This is a genomic window from Actinoplanes sichuanensis, from assembly GCF_033097365.1.
Taxonomy (GTDB): domain Bacteria; phylum Actinomycetota; class Actinomycetes; order Mycobacteriales; family Micromonosporaceae; genus Actinoplanes; species Actinoplanes sichuanensis.
This window is the reverse complement of sequence record NZ_AP028461.1, coordinates 11,407,717-11,422,110: the sequence shown is the minus strand read 5'-3', so window position 1 is coordinate 11,422,110 and position 14,394 is coordinate 11,407,717. Positions and strand designations below refer to the sequence as shown.

General features: G+C 72.8%; 9 protein-coding genes. 6 read left to right on the top strand and 3 right to left on the bottom strand.

The annotated features are described in order from the left end of the window. The first annotated feature begins 49 nt into the window (after positions 1-49). The 5 genes from Q0Z83_RS52295 (at position 50) to Q0Z83_RS52275 (ending at position 8,899) form a co-directional block, all read left to right on the top strand. Positions 50-3,424 carry an SWIM zinc finger family protein gene (locus Q0Z83_RS52295; protein ID WP_317791034.1) on the top strand — a complete coding sequence of 1,125 codons (3,375 nt, stop codon included), beginning with the start codon at positions 50-52 and terminating at the stop codon, positions 3,422-3,424. Further along, positions 3,421-4,506 (top strand): ATP-binding protein, encoded by a 1,086-nt coding sequence (locus Q0Z83_RS52290; protein ID WP_317791033.1) that lies wholly within the window; start codon positions 3,421-3,423, stop codon positions 4,504-4,506. Before Q0Z83_RS52295 ends, Q0Z83_RS52290 begins: the two co-directional genes overlap by 4 nt. Further along, a complete protein-coding gene (locus Q0Z83_RS52285; RefSeq protein ID WP_317791032.1) occupies positions 4,499-6,775 on the top strand; it encodes a DUF5682 family protein in 2,277 nt (758 codons plus the stop codon). The genes Q0Z83_RS52290 and Q0Z83_RS52285 overlap by 8 nt, the downstream gene beginning before the upstream one ends. A 154-nt stretch (positions 6,776-6,929) precedes the next feature. Further along, positions 6,930-8,105, top strand: a complete 1,176-nt coding sequence (locus Q0Z83_RS52280; protein WP_317791031.1) for a VWA domain-containing protein — start codon at positions 6,930-6,932, stop codon at positions 8,103-8,105. 32 nt (positions 8,106-8,137) lie between these two features. Then, on the top strand, positions 8,138-8,899 hold the full coding sequence (locus Q0Z83_RS52275; RefSeq protein ID WP_317791030.1) for a class I SAM-dependent methyltransferase: 762 nt from the start codon (positions 8,138-8,140) through the stop codon (positions 8,897-8,899). A 64-nt stretch (positions 8,900-8,963) separates the two neighbouring features. Here Q0Z83_RS52275 and Q0Z83_RS52270 read toward each other — a convergent pair whose 3' ends face one another. Beyond that, positions 8,964-9,206, bottom strand: coding sequence for a hypothetical protein (locus tag Q0Z83_RS52270; protein ID WP_317791029.1), 243 nt, complete (start codon positions 9,204-9,206; stop codon positions 8,964-8,966). A 354-nt stretch (positions 9,207-9,560) separates the two neighbouring features. Here Q0Z83_RS52270 and Q0Z83_RS52265 point away from each other — a divergent pair, with 354 nt between their 5' ends. After that, on the top strand, positions 9,561-10,391 hold the full coding sequence (locus tag Q0Z83_RS52265) for a dihydrolipoyllysine-residue succinyltransferase component of 2-oxoglutarate dehydrogenase complex (RefSeq protein ID WP_317791028.1): 831 nt from the start codon (positions 9,561-9,563) through the stop codon (positions 10,389-10,391). A 64-nt stretch (positions 10,392-10,455) separates the two neighbouring features. On the opposite strand, the gene Q0Z83_RS52260 is transcribed toward Q0Z83_RS52265, so the two are convergent. Both Q0Z83_RS52260 and Q0Z83_RS52255 read right to left on the bottom strand, forming a co-directional pair. After that, a complete protein-coding gene (locus tag Q0Z83_RS52260; protein ID WP_317791027.1) occupies positions 10,456-12,318 on the bottom strand; it encodes a S8 family peptidase in 1,863 nt (620 codons plus the stop codon). A gap of 99 nt (positions 12,319-12,417) precedes the next feature. Next, on the bottom strand, positions 12,418-14,307 hold the full coding sequence (locus Q0Z83_RS52255) for a S8 family peptidase (protein ID WP_317791026.1): 1,890 nt from the start codon (positions 14,305-14,307) through the stop codon (positions 12,418-12,420). Positions 14,308-14,394 lie beyond the last annotated feature (87 nt).

The following is a 14,394-nucleotide window of genomic DNA, read 5'->3' as shown; positions in this document are numbered from 1 at the left end:
CCGCGTGCGGGGGCGGAAAAACGTCGTACCCCGGGCCTAGGGTCGTCGTGTGTCAGTTGAACGGTGGTCCGCCGCCCAGGTCGAGGCGCTAGCGCCCGATCCCGCCTCGCTGCGCAACGCGCGCGGAGCCGCCGGCCAGTTCTCCACCACCGGCCGGACCGGCGACATCCTCTGGGGACTGTGTCGGGGTTACCAGGTCGCCGCCGACCTGACCGGGCCGGCTTTCAAGTGCTCCTGCCCGAGTCGCAAGATCCCCTGCAAGCACGTGCTCGGCCTGTTGTTGCGCTGGTCCGAGTCGGGTGCCGCCGATCTCCCGGCGCCCGACTTCGCCGCCCGGTGGCAGGCCGCACGGGCCCGGCCCAAAGCGACCTCCACCCCCGATCCGGTGGCCGCGGCCAAGCGCGCCCAGGGCCGCGCCGACCGGGTCGCCGGTGGTCTGGCCGAGCTGCGGCGATGGCTCGACGACCAGATCGAGCAGGGTCTGGCGGTGGCCGGCCGGTCCGGTCCGGAGCCGTTCGAGACGATGGCGGCCCGGCTGGTCGACGCGCAGGCCCCCGGGGCGGCCGGCGCGGTCCGTCGGCTCGGCGGCTTCGCCGGGGTCGGGCCACACTGGGCCGACCGTCTGCTCGGCGAGCTGGCGCTGCTGCGGCTGCTGGTCGCCGGTCATTCCCGGCTGGGCACGCTCGATCCGGGGCTGGCGGCCACCGTCCGGTCGCGGATCGGTTTTCCCACCCCGTCCGAGGAGGTGCTGGCCGGGCCCCGGGTCAGTGATCGCTGGCAGGTTCTCGGGCAGGTGGAGACCGACGAGGGTTCGCTGACCAGCCGCCGGACCTGGCTGCACGGTTCGGCCGGGCGATTCGCGCTGGTCCTGTCGTTCGCGGCACCCGGCCAGCCCCTGGCCGTCGATCTGGTCCCGGGCACCGAGTTCCGCGGTGACCTGTGCTTTCATCCGAGCGCGGCGCCGCTGCGGGCGCTGGTCGCCGAGCGCGTCTCGGCGGCCGAGCCGTTCGGCTCCCCCGACGGCGCCGGGTCGATCCGGGCGGGCTTGTCCCGGTCGGCGGCACTCATCGCTGCCGACCCCTGGCGGTACGACGCACCGATGCTGCTGTCCGCGGTCCGACCGACGGCGGACGGCTTCCTGGTCGACGCCGAGGGATCCGCCCTGCCCCTCGCGCCGGGCCACCGCGAGCCGTGGTGGCTGCTCGCGGCCGCCGGTGCCGCTCCGGCCACCGTCGCCGCGGAGTGGTCACCGGCCGGGTTGCGACCACTCGCGGCCTGGGCGGAGGGGCGATTCGTCCCGGCCGCGCCACCGGTGCCGGACTCCGGGGCGCGGCGCTCAGCCGAGTTGCCACCCGAACTGTTGACGGCCGCCCTGCTCGGCACCGGGCGGCGGCCGTGGTCGGCGTCCTCGCTGCGAGTCGGTGCCCTGACGGTCGATCTGGCCTCCGCTTCAGCGGCGGGCCCTCCGCCCGGGGCCAGTGCCGGCCATCCCGCACACTCCGCTTCCCCTGCCACCGCCACCACCTCCCCCTCCGCCTCTGCCGCCTCCGCCACAACCACCTCCGCCACCCCCTCCGCCTCTGCCGCCACCACCTCCGCCGCCACCACCGCCGGCACCGCCACCACCTCCGCCACCGCCTCTGCCGCCGCCACCGCCGCCGCCGCCGCCGCCGCTTCGGATTCTCCGGTCAGTTCGGACTATTCGGCTTCAGTTCGTCCTGGCCTTTCCGGCATTCCGAGCGTCAGCAACCCACCATCACCTGATTTTTCTGGCATTCCCGGCGCCTCTGTATCTGCGGTTCAGGGCCCTTCTCCGTCTGCTCTTGACGGGGATGGGGCTGGAGCTGCTCTTCTCGAGGCGGCGGCGGTGGCGTTGGTCTGCCGACGGGCCGGGGTCGAGCCGGAGAGCGGACGGGTTCCGCTGGCCGCCGCCCCGGCCGAGACCGACACTCCCCTGCCGGCGGCGGCCGGGGCGCGGCTGGCCCGGATCCTCGGCGGCGGGGCCCCCGGCGGTGGCCACCACGAGCAGGAGCTGCTGGCCCAGTGGTTGACCGCCGCCGCGGCGCGGGGTGGTGTCGTGCCGCCGGTGATCCTTCCGGATCTGCTGGAGGCCGGTCGCCGCAACACATCGGTGCGCGCCGACCTGGCCCGGGTCGCCGGGCGGCGCGGGGCCTGGCTGGCCGCGCGGCGCGCCGACTGGCGCTGGCTGCTCAACGAGGCGGCCACGGCCCTGACTTGCGAGTGGACCATGGCGACCACCTCCGAACGCCTCGGTCACCTCACCGCGTTGCGGGCCACCGATCCCGGCCGGGCCCGGGAGTTGTTGGAAAGCACCTGGGCTGAGGAATCGTCGGAGAACCGTGCCCGGTTCCTCGCGACGTTCGGTCCCGGGCTGTCCGCCGCCGACGAACCACTCCTCGAACGCGCCCTCGACGACCGGCGCAAGGAGGTCCGCGAGGCGGCGCTCGATCTGCTGCGGCAACTGCCCGGGGCCGCTCTCGGCAGGCGGATGGCCGCCCGGGCCCACGCCGCGGTCCGGCGCGGCGAGTCCGGGCGGCTGACCGTCGAACCACCCACCGAACTCGACCGTGACCTGCGGCGCGACGGCGTCGGCGCGACGCCGGTCCGCGGCGTCGGTGTGGGGGCGTGGCTCCTCGAGGAGGTGCTGGCCGGCACACCACTCGACACCTGGACCGGCCCCGAACCCGGCCCGTCGGGGCTCGGTGAGGGCCCCGACACGTCAGGGCCCGGCGCGGGCTCCGGTGCGTCGGGGATCGGCGCAGGCCCCGGCACGTCAGGGCCCGCCGCAGGCCCCGGTGCGGCGGGGATCGGCTCGGGCTCCGGTGCGGTGGGGGTCGGGTCGGGTGGGTCGCGGGGCGGTCTGCCGGATCGCCTGGGCGGCGCACGGCTTGAACCCGCCGGGTGGATCGCGGCGGCCCGTGGGCACGACTGGGCCAATCCGCTGCTGCACGGGTGGGCCAAGGCGGCCGTCGTCCAGCGGGACGCCCGGTGGGCTTCGGCGCTGCTCGCGGCCGACAACGGGATGCTGCGGGAGGCCGTCCGGTGGGATCTGCACCTGGTGCTGCCGCCGGATGTGCTGGCCCGGCTCGCCACCGCGGCACTGCGCTCCGAGGACGGTTCGGCCCAGCGGCTGCTCGGGCTGCATCCGGGGCCGTGGCCGGACGGACTCTCGGTGGCCGTCCTGGAGGCGGTCGAGCAGCGGGCCCGTACCGACCGGCACACCTGGCAGCTCGGCGAGCTCTGCCGGGCGGCCGGACTGGCCATGCCACCCGGCTACGCCGACCTGGCCGGGCGACTGGCCGCCGGCCTCGACCAGATCGTCGACCCGGCCCGGGTCCGCCCGGTCGCCGAACTCGCCCGCACTCTCACCTTCCGCCACGAGATGCTTCAGGAGCTCCAGTGAACGACGGCACGACCCCGACCTCGGAGACTCTGCGACCGCACGCCGAGGACCAGTATTCCGAGGAATTGGCCCTGCTCGCGGCGGCCGACGACCGGCCCCGTCCGCCCGGCTGGCGACTGTCGCCGCAGGCCGTCGTCACCTATCTGCTCGGCGACGGCGCCAAGATCACCCCGAAGTACGTGGGGCCACGTCGACTCATGGAGGTGGCCGTCTCCACCCTGGCCACCGACCGGGCGCTGCTGCTGCTCGGGGTGCCCGGCACCGCCAAGACGTGGGTGTCCGAGCATCTCGCGGCGGCCGTCTCCGGTGACTCGACACTGCTCGTGCAGGGCACCGCGGGCACCGCCGAGGAGGCGATCCGCTACGGGTGGAACTATGCCCGCCTGCTCGCCGAAGGACCGACCGACGCGGCGCTGGTGCCGAGCCCGATCATGCGGGCCATGCGGACCGGGTCGATCGCCCGCGTCGAGGAGCTGACCCGGGTGCCGTCCGACGTGCAGGACGCACTGATCACCGTGTTGTCCGAGAAGACGCTGCCGGTTCCCGAGCTGAACACCGAGGTCCAGGCGCGGCGCGGGTTCAACCTGATCGCCACCGCCAATGACCGGGACCGCGGGGTCAACGAGCTGTCCAGCGCGTTGCGGCGCCGGTTCAACACGGTGGTGCTGCCGATGCCGGCCAGCGCCGACGACGAGGTGGAGATCGTCGCGCGGCGGGTCGCCCAGCTCGGCCGGGCCCTGGAACTGCCCGAGGTGCCGGCCGCGATGGAGGAGATCCGCCGGGTGGTGACGGTCTTCCGGGAGTTGCGGTCCGGGATGACGGAGGACGGCCGTACCACCTTGAAGTCGCCGACCGGGACCCTCTCGACGGCCGAGGCCATCTCGGTGGTGACCAACGGGATGGCGCTGGCCGCCCACTTCGGTGACGGCACGCTGCATCCCGGCGATGTGGCCGCCGGCATCGTCGGCGCGGTGATCAAGGACCCGGTGTCGGACGGCGTGGTCTGGCGCGAGTATCTGGAGACGGTGGTCCGGGAGCGGTCCGGCTGGCTCGACTTCTACCGGGCCGCCCGCGATGCCTGAACGGATCTACGGGATCCGGCACCACGGTCCGGGCTCGGCCCGCGCGGTGGTGCGGGAACTCGACGCGCACCCGCCGGAGGTGCTGCTGATCGAGGGCCCGCCGGAAGCCGACGACCTGGTCCGGTGGGCCGCCGACGGCGGCCTGGAGCCGCCCGTCGCCCTGCTCGGCTACGCCGTCGACGACCCGGGGAAGGCGGCGTTCTGGCCGTTCGCGGTCTTCTCACCGGAATGGCAGGCCATCCGATGGGCGGTCCGGCGCGGCGTCCGCGTCCGTTTCTTCGATCTTCCGTACGGCTACCGCGTCGCGCCGTCGGCGGACACCGAGACGCCGCCGGAGGCCGCGACCAGGAGCGCCGTCCGTCCGCCGTCCGGAGTCGCCCCGGACTCCGGCTCGGGCGGTGAGCCCGCCGTCGACGTGGGGCCGGTGCGGCCGGTGGATCCGATCGCGGAGCTGGCGGCCGCGGCCGGGTACGACGATCCGGAGCGCTGGTGGGAGGACGTCGTCGAGCACCGGGGTATGCCGGCGTTCGAGGCGGTCGCCGAGGCGATGGCCGCCATCCGGGAGCACGCGCCGGAGGATCCGGACGATCTGGTGCGCGAGGCGTTCATGCGGTCGGTGCTGCGGGAGGAGCGCCGCCGGCACCACGACATCGCCGTGGTGTGCGGGGCGTGGCACGTGCCGGCGCTGACCCGGAAGGTCGCCGTCAAGGACGACACCGCGCTGCTCAAGGGGCGGCGTAGGGGGAAGGTGGCGTTCACCTGGGTGCCGTGGACCTACGGGCGGCTCGCGTCGTGGTCGGGCTACGGGGCCGGGGTGCGGTCGCCGGGCTGGTATCACCACCTGTTCACCACCGGGGACGACGTGGTCGCCCGCTGGCTGGTGGACGCGGCGGGTGTGCTGCGGGCCGAAGGGGTGCCCACCTCGTCGGCGCACGTGATCGAGGCCGTACGGCTCGCGGAAGCCCTGGCCACGATGCGCGGGCGACCGCTCGCCGGGCTGGCCGAGGTGACCGAGGCCGCCGAGGCGGTGATGTGTGACGGCGAGCCGTTGCGGTCCGAGTTGATCGCTCGTCGGCTGGTCGTCGGCGAGCGTCTCGGGACAGTGCCGGAGGACATGCCGTCGGTGCCGCTGGTGCGGGACCTGACCGCGCAGCAACGGTCGTTGCGGCTCAAGCCGGAGGCCACCGAGCGCCCTCTCGACCTGGATCTGCGGCAGGACAACGACCTCAAACGCAGCCGGTTGCTGCATCGGCTCACGGTTCTGGGGGTGCCGTGGGGGCAGCGGGCCGCGGCCCGGCGCGGGACCGGAACGTTCCGGGAGGAATGGCGGCTGGCGTGGCAGCCGGAGTTCGCGGTCCGGCTGGTCGAGGGCAGCATGTGGGGCACGACCGTGGTGGCGGCGGCGACCGCCCGGGTCACCCGGCGCGCCCGGGAGGCGGCGACCCTGGCCGAGGTCACCGAACTGGTGGAGACCTGCCTGCTCGCGGATCTCGCCGGGGCGTATCCGTCGGTGCTCGCCGCTCTGGACACCCGCGCCGCGCTGGACACCGACGTGCATCACCTGATGGCGGCGATCCCGGCGCTGGCCCGAACCTTGCGGTACGGGGACGTCCGCCGCACCGACGTGGCCGGGCTGGCCACGGTGACGGCGAGCCTGTTGGGCCGGGTGTGCGCGGCGCTGCCGTCGGCGGCCGGTGCACTCTCCGACGAGGCGGCCCGGCAGTTGCGGGACGGCATGGACGGGGTGCACCGGGCGGTCGGGCTTCTCGACGACGAGTCGTTACGGGACCGCTGGCTGGTCACGATCGGATCGTTGGCGTCCCGGCCGGGGCTGCACGGACTGCCCGCCGGGCGGCTGACCCGGTTACTGTCGGACGCCGGCCGGCTGGACGGTGCCGAGGTGCGCCGGAGGCTGCGGCTGCCGCTGACCATCGGGACGCCACCGGCGCACGCGGCGGCCTGGGTGGAGGGGTTCCTGTCCGGGGGCGGGCTGCTGCTGGTCCACGACGAGGCGCTGTTGTCGCTGGTGGACGACTGGCTGGCGGACATTCCAACGGACGCGTTCGACAGTGTGCTGCCGTTGTTGCGGCGTACGTTCGGCGGTTTCGATCCGGGTGAGCGGCGGGCCATCGGCGAGCGGATCGCCGGGGGTGGGGCGGCACGGGCCGGAGTGCTCGCCGAGATCGACCCGGACCGGGCGGCGGCACCGTTGGCGACGCTGAGCGCCCTGCTCGGCCGCCACTTGACTCCAGGCGAGACCGCGTGGTGACCGACGGCGCGACCCGCACCACAAAGCCGGCACGTGCCACAAAGCCGGCACGTGCCACAAAGCCGGAACGTGCCGCTGAGCCGGAACGTGACACAAAGCCGGCAGGTGCCACTGAGCCGGAACGCTCCGGGCTGCGACGGGTAGGGGGTGCGGGTTGAGCGACGACGAGCAGGTGGGTGCGGAGCGGCGGCGCCGGTGGCGGCTGGTGCTCGGCGGGGCCGCGGAGGAACCGCTCGGTAAGGCCGAGGGGCGGGACGGTGCGATGGATGCCGCGATGGCGGCGCTCTACGACGCCGGGGACGCCGATGAGCCGTCGACGAAACGATCGGCGGGGCTCGGTGGCTCGGCGCCGAAGGTGGCCCGCTGGCTCGGCGACATCCGGGAGTATTTTCCGGGCACCGTGGTGCAGGTGATGCAGGCCGACGCCATCGAGCGGCTGGATCTGACCCGCCTGCTGCTCGAACCGGAGATGCTCGCCGCCGTCGAGCCGGATGTGCACCTGGTCGGCACGTTGCTCTCGCTGAACCGGGTGATGCCCGACGCGGCCCGGGAGACGGCGCGACAGGTGGTCCGTACCGTCGTGGCAGAACTTGAACGTCGCATCGCGCAACCGACCCGCACCGCGGTGACCGGCGCACTGAACCGGGCCGCACGGATCAGCCGGCCGCGGCATGCCGACATCGACTGGGACCGGACGATCCGGGCGAACCTGAAGCACTATCAGCCGGAGCACCGGACGGTGATCCCCGAACGGCTCGTCGGGTACGGGCGGCGGGGCACCGCGGTCCAGCGGGACGTGGTGTTGTGTGTCGACCAGTCGGGTTCGATGGCCGCGTCGGTGGTGTTCGCCGGGGTGTTCGCGGCGGTGCTGGCCTCGATGCGGTCGCTGCGCACGTCGCTCGTGGTGTTCGACACCGCGGTGGTGGACCTGACCGATCAGCTGGCCGATCCGGTGGAGGTGCTGTTCGGCACGCAACTGGGCGGGGGCACCGACATCAACCGGGCGATCGCCTACTCGCAGCAGCTGATCACCCGACCACGGGACAGCATCTTCGTGCTGATCAGCGATCTGTACGAGGGTGGCGTCCGGGAGGAGATGCTGCGCCGGGTGGCCGAGATGACCGCGGCCGGTGTGCAGGTGGTGGTGCTGCTGGCGCTCTCCGACGAGGGCGCCCCGGCCTACGACCACGAGAACGCGGCGGCCCTCGCGGCGCTCGGGGTGCCGGCGTTCGCGTGCACTCCGGACGCGTTCCCGGACCTGATGGCGGCGGCGATCGAGCGCCGGGATCTGCGTGCCTTCGCCGAGCGGCCGGCCGAGCCCGCCTCTTGAGCGAGCCCTGGAATGTAACTACCGTAAGGAGTATGAGTGCTTACCTGACGAACCATCGCGAGTGGCAGGAAAGCTGGGACCGACAACAGACCGCCTTCATGCCGGACCGGGAGGAGCGGTTCGCGGCGATGCTCGACGCCGTGGCCGCGGTGACCGATGGCGAGGCGCCACGACTGCTCGATCTGGCCGGCGGCACCGGGACCATCTCGCTGCGTGCGCTGGCCCGCTTTCCCGGAGCACAGGTCACCGTCCTCGATCAGGATCCGGTGCTGCTGACGATCGCCGGTTCCTCGCTGCGGGACCGGGCCACGGTGGTCGACGCCGACCTGGGCGATCCCGGCTGGCGGGCCAAACTGCCGACCGAGCCGTTCGACGCGGTGCTGACCGCGACCGCGCTGCACTGGCTGCCTGCCGAACGGGTCGCCGCGCTGTATGCGGAGATCCGGGAGGTGCTGCGCCCGGGCGGCCTGTTCGCGAACGCCGAGCAGATGGAGGACGAGGGTCTACCGGAGCTGTCTCGCCGGTTGCACGATCACGCCCGGGTGCGGCGCGAGGCGTGGTATGCGACCGGAGCGGCCACCTCCTGGCCACAGTGGTGGGCACTCGTAGCCGCCGACGAGCAGTTGGCGCCGAAGGCGGTCGAACGGGAGCGGATCTACCCGTCGCACCGGCACAGTCAGGAGTGGACGCCACCGGTGTCGTGGCACATCGAGGCGCTGCGCACGGCCGGTTTCCGGGAGGCGGGCATCATCTGGCGCGGCGGCGTCGACGCGGCGGTCGCCGGCCTCCGCTGACCGAACTGATCCCGCCCGGACTCATCGTCGGCCTGCACAAATCGGCGGACGCGAGGCGCGCTGGTCAGGACGGGCCGGGTGGGCGGTCGGTCCAGCGCAGGAAGCGTTCGAAGAGCTCCGAGGCGGGCGTCTGGGGCATGTCCCGGGCGGCCTCCTCCAGGTGATCCCACATGAGGACGGCCAGTTCGACCCGGCCGTTGGCGCCCGCCAGTTGCTCGCGCGCCGGGTCGCACGGCCAGGGACGGCCGCAGGCCCGGCAGTCCCACGACGGCCGGGCCGGATCATGGTCCGCCTGGTCGCCGGTCACCTGCCGCCACCTCCCCACCTGCTGTTTCGGCGGCGGGCAACGACGGATCACCTCCGGATCCGCCCGCCCTCGAACCCGCGTGCCCACACGATGCGCGTGCATCGGCCCGACGGTCAACCGCCCGGACCCGCCCCTCGCCGGTCCGGGTGACGCCCGGCAGAGGCATCGGCACCGGTCGTTCCGATCCGGTCACGCAGGGTCCACCCCGGCGGCTGCCGCCGCATGCTGCGGCAAAGGCGGATTCCGATTCGGGGGTACGGCCGGAGCACGCCCCCACGCCACCCGGCTGACGAGATGCCGACAGTACCTACCGATGATCCGAATCCCGCCCGATATGTACCGTTCTTTGGAAGCATGAGGCAAGTCGACGGGCGAAACCCGAGCCGCGTGACCGGCGCGCTCGAACTCGACAAGATCGCAGAGGAACGGGCGCGGGACGGTGACATGGCCTACGACGAGCACCACGATCACGATGACTACACGGCGCACGAGGGCGGCCTCTACGCCTCCGCGGCCGCGACCGGACCCGACCCGTCGGTCCGACACCGGAGACGGCTGGTCGCCTCGACCACGGTGGCCGCCGTGGCCCTGGTCGCCGCCGGGTTCCTGACCGTCCAGCTGATGAACGAGCAGCAGCCGAGCCTGCCCGAGCCGGAGGCACTGGCGCCGCAGACCGCCCCGGCGACCGCCTCGTCCACTCCGGAGGAGACGGCGCCGGTCAGCCGTACCCCCAAAATCACCAGGCATGCCGCACCCGTCGAATTGAGCCCGGTCCCCTCGGTCGAGGCGAGCCGTCCGGCGAGCCCGGACTCGGCCGAGGCCCGGGCCTCGGCCGCCATCGACGAGTTGCGCGAACGTCTTCGGGTCAGCGAACGCACCAAGATCGTCGAGCATCCCTACGCTGACGGCGAGATGCAGGTCGTCAGCTTCTGGCGGGATGCCACCGGTGAGCCGCTGCTGCGGCTGGCGAGGGACCAGGGCACGCCCGCCGGAAACGGGGTCCGCTGCACGACCCGGATCCGCAACGATCCGGCCCGGGATCCGGGCCCGCCCGCCACGCTGCTGTGCTGGCGCACGTCGGCGTCCCGGAGCGTGGTGGTCGTCTCGACCGCGACACCGGCCGGCGCCGAGGCGGTCGGTGTCGCCGCCACCCTGCTCGAAACCGAATGGCCGAAACCGAACTGACCAGCGGGAACGCGAACCGCGGCGGGACCCGAGGGGTCCCGCCGCGGTTGCTTGCGCGGATCGGTCAGGCGACGAACTCGCCGCTGGTGGCGCCCAGGATCGCGGCGCTGTCGGCGACCACGACGCGGTAGGTCTGGCCCGGCATCAGGCGGGTGACGACGGCCTTGGCCGGCGAGGTCGGCGCGGTGTAGGAGCCGACGGCACGCCAGGTGCCGTTGATCTTCTGCTGGATCTCGGCCGGGCGGCCGATCGCGCCGGTGAGGGTCACCTGCATCTGGCCGAAGCCGGCCTTGATCACGGTGACCGCGGCCCGGACCTGGTAGCCGACCGTGGCCGAGGTGGCCCCGCCGGCCTTGACGACGACCTGGTAGGACGCCTTGGCGGCACGCTCGACCCGGACCTGGCCGAGGTCGTCGGTGCTGGTCTCGGTGCACTGCTGCGCGGCGCCGGACTCGGTCACGCAGACCGAGACGGCCTTGCGGGACCACGCCTGCTCACCGGACTTGACGGCGAACGTGGTGACGGTCGTGGTGCCGTAGATGACGTTCCCGCCGGTGGTGTCCGCGGTGATCACCGGCGCGCCCTTCACCGGGGCGGTGGTGATCGGCGCCTTGGTGGGCGGCGTGGTCGGCGTGGTCGGGGCCTTGGTGGGCGGCGTGGTCGGAGCCGTCGTCGGCGCCTTGGTCACCGGCGCGGTGGTCGGCGGCGTGGTCGGGGCGGTGGTCGCCGGGGCCAGCGCGTTCAGGGCGGCGAGCGCGTCGACACGGCCGTTGCCGAAGTCGTTGTCGAACCCGACCGGGCCCAGGTCCACGGCCGACTTCTCCAGGGTGGCCTCGATCTGGTCCGGGGTGAGCGACTTCTGGTAGCTCTTCAGCAGCGCGGCGAGGCCGGCGACGTGCGGCGACGCCATCGAGGTGCCGCTCATCGTCTTGTACTGGCCGTTCGGGGCGAGGCTGAAGATGTCGGTGCCGGGCGCGGCGACGTCGACGTAGTTGCCGGCGTTCGAGTAGACGCCGACCCGGTCGTTCGAGTCGGTCGCGGCCACGCCGATGACACCGGCGTCGGCGGCCGGGTACGACGTGGGGCTGCCCTGCTCACGGCTGTTGCCGACGGCGGCCACGACGGTGACGCCCTTGCTGCGGGCGTAGGCGATCGCGTTGCTCACCGCGGTGACCTTCTGGGTGCCGCCGAGCGACATGTTGATCACCTGGGCGCCGTGGTCGGCGGCCCACGTGATGCCCTCGGCGGTGTCCGACATGTTGCCGCTGCCGTCGTCGCCGAGCACCTTCACCGGCATGATCTTGACGTCCGGGGCGACGCCGGAGATACCCGTGGCGTTGCCGGTGACGGCGGCGACGGTGCCCGCCACGTGGGTGCCGTGCCCGTGCCGGTCGGTGGTGGTGCCGGCCCGGTCGGTGGTGGCGTCGAAGCCGCTGACCATGTTGGCGGCGAGGTCCGGGTGGGTGCCGTCGACACCGCTGTCGATCACGGCGACGACCACACCGGCGCCGGTCGACTTCTGCCACGCGTCCGTCGTGTGGATCTTCGGGATGTCCCACTGCTTGGCGCGGTACTGGTCCGTGCCGGTCGGGGCGCCCAGGGCGTACACCTTGGCGTCCATCTCCACGCCGATCGCGCCGTCCGCCTTCTGCGCCGCCTCGACCAGCTTGATCGCGGAGGCCTTGTCGGTGGCCTCCTTGACCGTGACGACCGGGCGGCCGTCCTTGTCGATCGTGGTCGAAACGACCCGCGCCGGCTGGGCCTCGGTGACCGTCGCCGGAACAATCCGCTCCGGTGCCGCGGTCAGCCCGTAGCTGACCGGAGCCCAGTCCGCCGACCCGCCCGGGAGGGCGAGGGCACCGACCGCGGCGAGCGCACCAGCAGCGACGGCACCGAAGGCGAACTTACGGATCTGGACGTTCTTCAAAACGGTTCCTCTTCCCCTCGAACAACTGGACTGACATCAGATTCCAGGGGAAGAGTTGTCACCGCCGGTGCCGGGCCGTTGCCGGTCGGGAGCAGGGTCTCAGGCCAGCACCGTCCCGCTCGTGGCGCCGAGGACGGCCGTGGTGTCGGGCACCAGAACCCGGTATCGCTGACCGCTGACCAGGCCGCTCACCGAGACCCGGGCGACCGCCTGGTAACCGGCCACCGTGGTCCAGTCGCGGGTGACCGAGTTGTAGATCTGGATCTCGGCCCGCTGGCCGGCCACCCCGTTGATGGTCACCGTCATGACGCCCCGGCCGGCCAGACTCGCGGCCACCTTCGCCCGGACCGTGTACGTGGTGACCGGTGAGGTCGCGGCCGCGGTCGTCTCGGTCTCGGCCGTCTTCACGTACACCTGGAAGCCGGCCGCAGCCGTGCGGGAGACCGTCACCGTCCCGTTGATGCTGGTCTTGGTGTCGGTGCAGGAGAAACCGGCCCCCGCCTCGGCGATGCAGACCGACGCCGGCTTGTTCGCCCACGGGCTGCCCGCCACCCGGACGGTGAACGTGGTGGCGGTGGCGGTGCCATAGGCCACCTCACGGGTGGCGACGTTCGAGGTGATGAGGGGGTTGAGCTTCGGCTTGGGCGGCGCGGTGGTCGGGGCGGTGGTGGGGCTGGTCGTCGGGGTCGCGGTCGGGCTGTCCGTCGGCGTGCTGGTGGGGGTGGTCGTCGGCGGGGCGGTCGTCGGCGCCGTGGTGGGCGGGGTCGTCGGCGCCGTGGTCGGCGCGGTCGTCGGGGGTGCGACCGCGGCGAGGGCGGCGACGGCGTCGATGCGGCCGTTACCGAAGTCGTTGTCGAATCCCTTCGTGCCCAGGTCGACGGCGGACTTCTCCAGAGCCGCCTCGATCTGGTCCGGGGTCAGCGCGTTCTGGTAGCCCTTGAGCAGCGCGGCGACGGCGGCCACGTGCGGCGACGCCATCGAGGTGCCGTTCAGGGAGGCGTAGGAGCCCTTGTAGGTGCTGATGATGGCGCTGCCCGGGGCGGCCACGTCGACGTAGCTACCGGCGTTCGAGTAGGAGGCGACCCGGTCGGCCGAGTCAGTGGCCGCGACGGCGATCACCCCGGCGTCGGCGCCCGGATACGAGGTCGGGCTTCCGGACGCACGCTCGTTGCCCGCCGCCGCCACCACGGTGACACCCTTGCTCCGGGCGTACGCGATGGCGTTGCTCACCGCGGTGACCTTGCTCGACGAACCCAGCGACATGTTGATCACCTGAGCGCCGTGGTCGGCGGCCCAGACGATGCCCTCGGCGGTGTCCGACATGGTGCCGCTGCCGCTGTCACTCAGCACCTTGACCGGCAGGATCTTCACATCTGGGGCGACACCCGACACCCCGACGCCGTTACCGGTCACCGCGGCGATCGTGCCCGCCACATGGGTGCCGTGCCCGTTGCCGTCGGTGCCGGCCGTCACTCGGTTCGCGATCGCGTCGTACCCCGACAGGACGTTGCCCTTGAGGTCCGGATGCGTCGAGTCGACCCCGGTGTCGATCACCGCGACGACCACGCCGCTGCCTGTCGACTTCTGCCAGGCGTCAGCCACTCGGATCTTCGTGAAATCCCACTGCTGAGACCGATAAGGATCAGATCCCGACGGTACGCCGAGCGCGTGCACAGGAGCATCCATCTCGACGCTGACCGCGCCGTCCGCCTTCTGGGCGTCCTGGACCAGCTTCGCGGCCGACGCCTTGTCGGTGGCCTCCTTGACGGTGACGACCGGCCGGCCGTCCTCGTCGAGCGTGGTACTGACCACCCGGGCCGGCTGCGCCTTGCTGACAACCGCCGGCAGGATCTCGTCGGCGTCCTGGGTCAACCCGTAGGTGACCGGCGTCCATTCCGAACTCCCGGTGGGCAGCGCGTAGACGCCCACGGCGGCGAGCGCACCCGCCGTCACAGCACCGGCGACGTAGCGGAGCAGCTGAACCTTCATCTTCGAAGTCCCTCCCGTTGCGGTCGGGAAGGAGCATCGGCGGCCCTCTGCGGGCGATCATTCTTTTGTGGGTTGCAGTCGGGTAGT

Coding starts and splice junctions, on each gene's coding strand:
- Q0Z83_RS52285 (WP_317791032.1), top strand. CDS start 4,499: ATGCCTGAACGGATCTACGGGATCCGGCACCACGGTCCGGGCTCGGCC.
- Q0Z83_RS52255 (WP_317791026.1), bottom strand. CDS start 14,307: ATGAAGGTTCAGCTGCTCCGCTACGTCGCCGGTGCTGTGACGGCGGGT.
- Q0Z83_RS52265 (WP_317791028.1), top strand. CDS start 9,561: ATGAGGCAAGTCGACGGGCGAAACCCGAGCCGCGTGACCGGCGCGCTC.
- Q0Z83_RS52275 (WP_317791030.1), top strand. CDS start 8,138: ATGAGTGCTTACCTGACGAACCATCGCGAGTGGCAGGAAAGCTGGGAC.